The sequence below is a fragment of the Curtobacterium flaccumfaciens genome (genome assembly GCF_051548005.1).
Lineage (GTDB): Bacteria > Actinomycetota > Actinomycetes > Actinomycetales > Microbacteriaceae > Curtobacterium.
The window spans coordinates 1-6,872 of sequence record NZ_JBPUGH010000172.1 but is presented as its reverse complement, the minus strand read 5'-3'; the positions used below and the strand labels follow the sequence as shown (position 1 = coordinate 6,872).

Annotated in this window: 6 protein-coding genes; 5 read left to right on the top strand and 1 reads right to left on the bottom strand. The window is 73.7% G+C overall.

Going from position 1 to position 6,872, the window contains the following annotated elements:
• Nucleotides 1–63: 63 nt before the first annotated feature.
• The 5 genes from ACSW7Y_RS15295 to sufU all read left to right on the top strand — a co-directional run bounded on the left by ACSW7Y_RS15295 (nt 64) and on the right by sufU (nt 5,798).
• A complete protein-coding gene (locus ACSW7Y_RS15295; protein WP_438127098.1) occupies nt 64–2,172 on the top strand; it encodes an alpha-galactosidase in 2,109 nt (702 codons plus the stop codon).
• Between the two features lie 130 nt (nt 2,173–2,302).
• Entirely contained in the window at nt 2,303–3,655 is a 1,353-nt protein-coding gene (locus ACSW7Y_RS15290) for a chloride channel protein (protein ID WP_438127097.1), read from the top strand.
• 84 nt (nt 3,656–3,739) lie between these two features.
• Complete coding sequence (locus ACSW7Y_RS15285) at nt 3,740–3,952, top strand: antitoxin (RefSeq protein ID WP_438127096.1); 213 nt, start codon at nt 3,740–3,742, stop codon at nt 3,950–3,952.
• A 101-nt stretch (nt 3,953–4,053) separates the two neighbouring features.
• Nucleotides 4,054–5,358 carry an aminotransferase class V-fold PLP-dependent enzyme gene (locus ACSW7Y_RS15280; protein ID WP_438127099.1) on the top strand — a complete coding sequence of 435 codons (1,305 nt, stop codon included), beginning with the start codon at nt 4,054–4,056 and terminating at the stop codon, nt 5,356–5,358.
• Nucleotides 5,355–5,798 (top strand): Fe-S cluster assembly sulfur transfer protein SufU, encoded by a 444-nt coding sequence (gene sufU / locus ACSW7Y_RS15275; RefSeq protein ID WP_438127095.1) that lies wholly within the window; start codon nt 5,355–5,357, stop codon nt 5,796–5,798. Before ACSW7Y_RS15280 ends, sufU begins: the two co-directional genes overlap by 4 nt.
• A gap of 21 nt (nt 5,799–5,819) precedes the next feature.
• On the opposite strand, the gene ACSW7Y_RS15270 is transcribed toward sufU, so the two are convergent.
• A complete protein-coding gene (locus tag ACSW7Y_RS15270) occupies nt 5,820–6,776 on the bottom strand; it encodes a helix-turn-helix transcriptional regulator (protein WP_438127094.1) in 957 nt (318 codons plus the stop codon).
• Nucleotides 6,777–6,872: the final 96 nt, after the last annotated feature.

Below are 6,872 nucleotides of genomic sequence, written 5' to 3'. Positions count from 1 at the left end.
GGCCGACCTCCGGTCGCGCGTCACGCGCGCGTGTCGCCCTCGGTCGTGTGCCAAGGTCGTTGCATGACCGACGTCGTCCACCTCACCGCCGAGGGTGTCTCCCTCGTCCTCGACTGTTCTCCGGGAGCGCTCCCAGCCGTCGTTCACTGGGGCGCCGCCCTCGGCGACGTGACCCCGGAGGACCTCGTCGCCCTGGCCGCCGCCGACGTCGCCGTCGTCGCGCCGAACGAGGCCGACGTGCCGGTGCGGCTCGCGGTCCTGCCGGAGCCGCACCGCGGCTGGAACGGTCGCCCGGGGATCTCCGGTCACCGTGACGGACACGACTGGTCGCCGGCGTTCACGGTGTCCTCGCTCGACGTCACCGACTCCGGCGTCGTCGCGCGCGGGAGCGACGATACCGCCGGCCTCGCGATCGTGCTCGAGCTCGAGTTGACCTCGTCCGGGCTCGTCCGCACCCGCGCCGAGGTGACGAACACCGGCGAGGGCACCTACACGCTCGACGACGTGCACCTCGCGCTGCCGATCCCGGACCGCGCCCGTGAGGTCCTCGACCTCGCCGGGCGGTGGGGCGGCGAGCGGACCCCGCAGCGGAGCACGCTGCACATCGGGACGCACGAGCGCGACAACCGCCGGGGCCGCACCGGGCCGGACGCCGCGACGGTGCTCTCGGTCGGCGAGCCGGGGTTCGGGTTCGGCCACGGCGAGGTCTGGGGTGTGCACACCGGGTGGAGCGGCAACCACCGGCACCTCGCCGAGCGGCTGTCCACGGGCCGGCAGGTCGTCGGCGGTGGGGAGCTCCTGCTGCCGGGTGAGGTCCGGCTCCGGACGGGGGAGTCGTACCGGACGCCGTGGGTGTGGTTCGCGTACGGCGACGGCCTCGACGACCAGGCCCGTCGCTTCCACCGCTGGCTCCGCCGTCGCCCGCAGCACCCCTCGACACCGCGCCCGATGACGATCAACGTCTGGGAGGCGGTCTACTTCGACCACGACCTCGACCGCCTGACCGACCTCGCCGAGCGCGCCGCGGCCCTCGGCGTCGAACGGTACGTCCTCGACGACGGTTGGTTCCGCCACCGGCGTGACGACCACGCCGGGCTCGGCGACTGGTACGTCGACGAGGGTGTCTGGCCGGACGGCCTCGGCCCGATCGTCGACCGGGTGCGCGGCCTCGGCATGCAGTTCGGGCTGTGGTTCGAACCGGAGATGGTGAACGAGGACAGCGACCTCGCGCGCGCACACCCCGAGTGGATCATGCAGGCCGACGGCCGGCTGCCCGTGCGCTCCCGTGACCAGCAGGTGCTCGACCTGGCGATCCCCGAGGCGTTCGCGTACGTCCTCGAGCGGATGACCGCGATCATCGGCGAGTACGGCGTCGACTACGTCAAGTGGGACCACAACCGCGACCTCGTCGAGGCTGGGTTCCCCGGCGGCGGCGCAGCCGTGCACGAGCAGACCCTCGCCACCTACCGGCTCATGGCGACGCTCAAGGAGCGCTTCCCGGCGCTCGAGATCGAGTCGTGCTCGTCCGGCGGCGCCCGGGTCGACCTGGGCATCATCGAGCACACCGACCGCGTCTGGGTGTCCGACTGCATCGACCCGTCCGAGCGGCAGCGGATGCACCGGTGGACGCAGCAGCTCCTGCCGCCGGAGCTCCTCGGCGCCCACATCGCGAGCGGCACGAACCACACGACCGGGCGGTACCACGACCTCGCCTTCCGGGCCGGCACCGCGCTCGTCGGGCACCTCGGCATCGAGTGGGACCTCGCCCGCGCGACCGACGACGAGCTCCGCGACCTCGCCGCGTGGACCGCGCTCCACAAGGAGCTCCGGCCGCTGCTGCACGGTGGCGACCTGGTCCGGGTCGACGAGGTCGAGCCGACCCGCCTCGTGTACGGCACCGTCGCGCCGGACCGGCGGAGCGCGGTGTTCTTCCTCGCGAGCACGGGCTGGGCGGACGTCTCGAACACCGGTCGGGTGCGCTTCCGCGACCTCGACCCGGAGACGCGCTACCGGGTCGACCCGGTCGTCGTCGGCGAGCTGCACGGTCTGCAGGCCCCGGCGTGGTGGTCCGGCGCCCGGGAGTTCTCCGGCCGGGTGCTCGAGACCGTCGGGGTCCAGCCGCCGCACCTGCCCGCCGACGCCGTGGTGCCGTTCCGCGTCACGGCGGTCTGACACGGCCCGTCGTCCGGGCGCACGACGGTCGGACGCGGCCCGTCGTCCGGCGTCACGGCGGTCGGATACGGCCCGTCGTCCGGCGTCACGGCGGTCGGACGCGTGGCCGGTGCTCGGTAGGCTCGACGCCATGCCGCGCACCGGTCACGCCACCCCCACCGGTCGGGCATCCGCCGCCGGTCGCTCCGCCTCCGGCCACGCGACCCCGGCCGGTCACGCCACCCCGATCTGGGCGCTCCGCATCGCCGTCGTCACCGCCCTCGTCGGCGTCGCGGGCGGCATCGCCGGCGTCGCGGTGTGGCTCGCGCTGCAGCTGATCCAGTTCGTCGCGTTCGGGTTCCCCTACGGCGGACACCTCGAGGCGGCGGACGCGGACTCCGGGTGGCGGCGGTTCCTCGCGGTCGCCGCGGCCGGCGTCCTGACCGCGGCCGCGTGGTGGGCGCTCCGACGCTGGGCGAAGCCCACGGTGGCGGTGACCGCCGCGGTCGCCGGGAAGCGGATGCCGGCGCTCTCGACCGTCGCGAACGCGGGCGTGCAGATCCTCGCGGTGGGCCTCGGCGGGTCCATCGGGAAGGAGGTCGCGCCGCGCGAGCTCGGCGCATGGCTCGCCCAGTTCGTGACCGTCCGGGCGGGGCTCACCGCCCGCGAGACCCGCATCCTCGTCGCGTGCGGAGCAGCGGCGGGCCTCGCCGCCGTGTACGACGTGCCGCTCGGCGGAGCCCTCTTCGCGGTCGAGGTGCTCCTCGGCGAGCTCACCTTCGCGACCGCGTTGCCCGCCTTCGCCACGAGTGCGATCGCCGCCTTCACCGCGCGGCTCGTGATCCCCGACGAGGTGCTGTACCACGTGCCCGCCATGCCGATGTCCGAGTCGCTCCTCGTCTGGTCGGTGATCGTCGGACCGGTGCTGGGCTTCGCCGGGGTCGGCTTCGTGAAGCTGACGAACCGGCTGCAGGGGATCGCGCCGAAGGGCTGGCACCTGCTCGTCGTGCTCCCGGTGGCGTTCGCGCTCGTGGGGCTCGTCGCGGTCCCGTTCCCCGAGGTCCTCGGCAACGGCCGGGCGCTCGGCGTCGTCGCCATGAACGCCGCCCTCGACGACGCCTCGGTGCTCGGGCTCGTGCCGATCCTGCTGTTGCTCGTCCTCGGCGTCCTGAAGACCGCCACCACCGCGGTCACGATCGGCGCCGGGGCGGTCGGGGGCACCCTCACGCCGTCGATCGCGATCGGGTCGGCGATCGGTGGTGGCCTCGGCGGGCTGTGGCTGCTGCTCTGGCCCGTCGACTCGACGTCGCTCGCCGCGTTCGCCTTCGTCGGGGCGGCCGCGTTCCTCGCGACGACGATGCGGGCGCCCTTCACCGCCCTGGTGCTCGTCGTGGAGTTCACCCAGCAGGGCACCGACATCCTCGTGCCGTCCCTGCTCGCCGTCGCCGGTTCCGTCGCCGTCTCCTACGTGCTCGCTCGTCGCCGCAGCGCCCAGATGGCCTGACGCCGTCCGGACACCGTGCAGGAGACCGCCTACCATCGGCCGCACGCGGGGCAGACCGGCTCCGCCCGAGTGGAGGAGCCGATCATGGCCGGGTTCGACGACATCACCAAGAAGGCGCAGCAGTTCCTGCAGGACGGCAAGGTGCAGGACGCCCTGAAGAGCGAGAAGGCCGAGGGAGTCAGCGACAAGGTGCTCGACGGCGTCGCCGACGCGGTCAAGAAGGCCACCGGCGGCAAGTACGACGACAAGATCGACAACGCGCGCGACACGGCCGACAAGCACATCGGCAACGAGTAGCAGCCGGGCCACGGCGGTCCGACTGGACGTCGACGGGAACAACGACCACGATTGACGGGTTGTCCGAACCGGCGACACCAGGAGGACCGACCGTGACCATCGTGGGACCGAGCACGCCGCTCACCGAGGACGAGGTGCTCCGCATCCGGGCGGACTTCCCGATCCTGCAGCAGGAGGTGAACGGGCAGCCGCTCGCCTACCTCGACTCCGGTGCCACCGCACAGCGCCCGGTGCAGGTCCTCGACGCCGAGCGCGAGTTCCTCGAGCACGACAACGCCGCGGTCCACCGGGGTGCCCACACCCTCGCTGCCCTGAGCACCGACGCCTACGAGGACGCCCGGGCGACGGTCGCGCGCTTCGTCGGCGCCGCCGCACCGCGTGAGGTCGTCTGGACGGCGAACGCCACGGACGCCCTCAACCTCGTGGCGTACGGCTTCGCGAACGCCAGCCGCGGCCGGGGCGGTGCCGCCGCCGAGCGCTTCCGGCTCGGGCCCGGCGACGAGGTCCTCGTCACCGAGGCCGAGCACCACGCGAACCTCGTCCCCTGGCAGGAGCTCGCCGCGACCACCGGCGCGACGCTCCGCTGGGTCCCCGTCAGCGACGACGGCACCTGGACCGCCGCCGACGCCGCCGCGTGCATCACGGACCGCACGAAGGTCGTCGCCTTCGCCCACGTCTCGAACGTCACCGGCATGGTCGCCCCGGTCGCCGAGGTCGTCGCGCTCGCCCACGCCAAGGGTGCGCTCGTCGTGCTCGACGCCTGCCAGTCGGCGCCGCACCGGCCGCTCGACCTCGGCCGGCTCGGTGTGGACTTCGCCGCGTTCTCGGGGCACAAGATGCTCGGGCCGAACGGGATCGGCGTGCTCTGGGGCCGCGCGGAGCTCCTCGACGCGCTGCCGCCCTTCCGGACCGGCGGCTCGATGATCACCACGGTGACGATGGAGTCGAGCGAGTACATGCCCGCGCCGGAGCGCTTCGAGGCCGGCACGCAGCCGGTGTCGCAGGCGGTCGCGCTGGCCGAGGCCGTGCGGTACCTCGAGCGGGTCGGCACGGACCAGGTCCGCGCGCACGAGGAGCACCTCGCGCAGCGCATGCTCGACGGGCTCGCCGCCGTCCCGGGGATCCGCGTCGTCGGACCGCCGGCGGGCGTGCCCCGCTCGGGACTCGTGTCGTTCGACGTCGACGGCGTGCACGCGCACGACGTCGCGCAGTACCTCGACGCGCAGGGCATCGCGGTCCGGTCCGGACACCACTGCGCCCAGCCGCTGCACCGCCGCCTCGGGCTCGTGGCGACGACGCGCGCGAGCACCTACGTGTACACGACCGAGTCGGACGTCGACCGGTTCGTGCAGGCTGTCAGCGAGATCCGCGGGTACTTCGGCGCGGACGAGGCGGGCACCCGGTGAACGCGCTCGACTCCCTGTACCAGCAGGTCATCCTCGACCACGCGAAGGCCCGCCACGGCGACGGCCCCCTCGTACACGCCGACGCGGAGCACTTCGAACGCAACCCGACGTGCGGCGACGAGATCACCGTCCGCGTCCGGCTCGAACCGGGCACCGACCGCATCGCGGAGCTCGCCTGGCAGGGGGACGGCTGCTCGATCTCGATGGCGTCGGCGTCCGTGCTGACGGACATGGCCCCCGGCCGGACCGTCCCGGAGTTCCTGGCGCTCGCCGAGACCTTCCGCGAGATGATGCGCTCCCGCGGCGCCGGTGAACCCGACGAGGACGTCCTCGAGGACCTCGTGGCCTTCCACGGCGTCTCCAAGTTCGTCATGCGGGTCAAGTGCGGCATGCTCGCCTGGGTCGCCGCCGAGGCCGCCACCCGCGAAGCCACCGCCTGACCTCCGTCGGCCGGAGCGAGCTCAGCGGTCCTTCCGCGACGCCGACCAGGTCTCCCGGGGCAGCTCGCCGAACTCCGCGCGGTAGCTGCTCGCGAACCGGCCGAGGTGACCGAACCCGACCTCGCGGGCGACGTCGCCGACGCTCTCGGCCTCGCCGGACTCGAGTTGCTCCCGTGCGAGCAACAGCCGGATGCGGCGGAGGTACGTCGTCGGGGTCACGCCGTGGTGCCGTCGGAACGCCTCCTGCAGGCCGCGGATGCTCAGCCCGGCGGCGTCGGCGACGTCCTCGACCGAGATCTGCTCGGTGGCGTGGTCGAGCAGGAACCCCTCGGCGCGGGCGAACCGGGCGGCCGCGGCGGTCGGCGGCGGCCCCTGCTCGCCGATCGGCCAGTGCGGGATCGCGGTGAGGAGCCCACCGGCGGCGAAGCGGGTGAGTTCCCGTTCGCGGGACTCCGGCACGACGGACGGCCCGCGGAGCACCTCGGCGGCCACGGTCCGGACCATGAGCCACCACGCGGCGAGCGCCGGGCCCTCCGGGATGTGGTGGGGTTGGAAGCGCAAGGGGCCGGGACGCCAGGCGCCCCGCTCGGCGGCGACCTCCTCGACGGTCCGGCGGTCGATGCGGATGAGGTCCAGTTCGTACCCGGTCCACCGCACGTGCTGCGGGTCGTGGCGGAAGAGCGACGGTCGGCCGGTCCGGACGTCGTGGTCGTCGTCCACCGCGCCGCTGCCCGACTTCAGCCAGAAGAGGACCATCGCGGAGTCGGCCACCACCTCGCCGTGCACGTCGCCCGAGGACGCCGAGGACCACAGGGAGAGCAGGTCGGTCCCGCGCCGGCGCATGTCGAACGCGAACCCGTCGGCGCCGGGTTCGACGTCGACGCGACGCAGGTCGGGGAGCGCACGGAGCTGCTCCGATGCCTGGGTCGGGTCCTGGGTCGTCGCGGACCACCGGGTGCGCTGCATGGTCTGGGGCACCACTGCATCCTGCCGCGACGGCGGCCCGCGCGCACAGGAACGTCCGGTGCAGGACCTCAGCGGACAGCGGACGACGGACGGCGGACAGCGGACGAC

What these genes read in the sequence shown, in the direction of transcription:
- ACSW7Y_RS15290 (WP_438127097.1), top strand. Translation starts at nt 2,303, where the DNA reads ATGCCGCGCACCGGTCACGCCACCCCCACCGGTCGGGCATCCGCCGCC.
- ACSW7Y_RS15285 (WP_438127096.1), top strand. Translation starts at nt 3,740, where the DNA reads ATGGCCGGGTTCGACGACATCACCAAGAAGGCGCAGCAGTTCCTGCAG.
- ACSW7Y_RS15295 (WP_438127098.1), top strand. Translation starts at nt 64, where the DNA reads ATGACCGACGTCGTCCACCTCACCGCCGAGGGTGTCTCCCTCGTCCTC.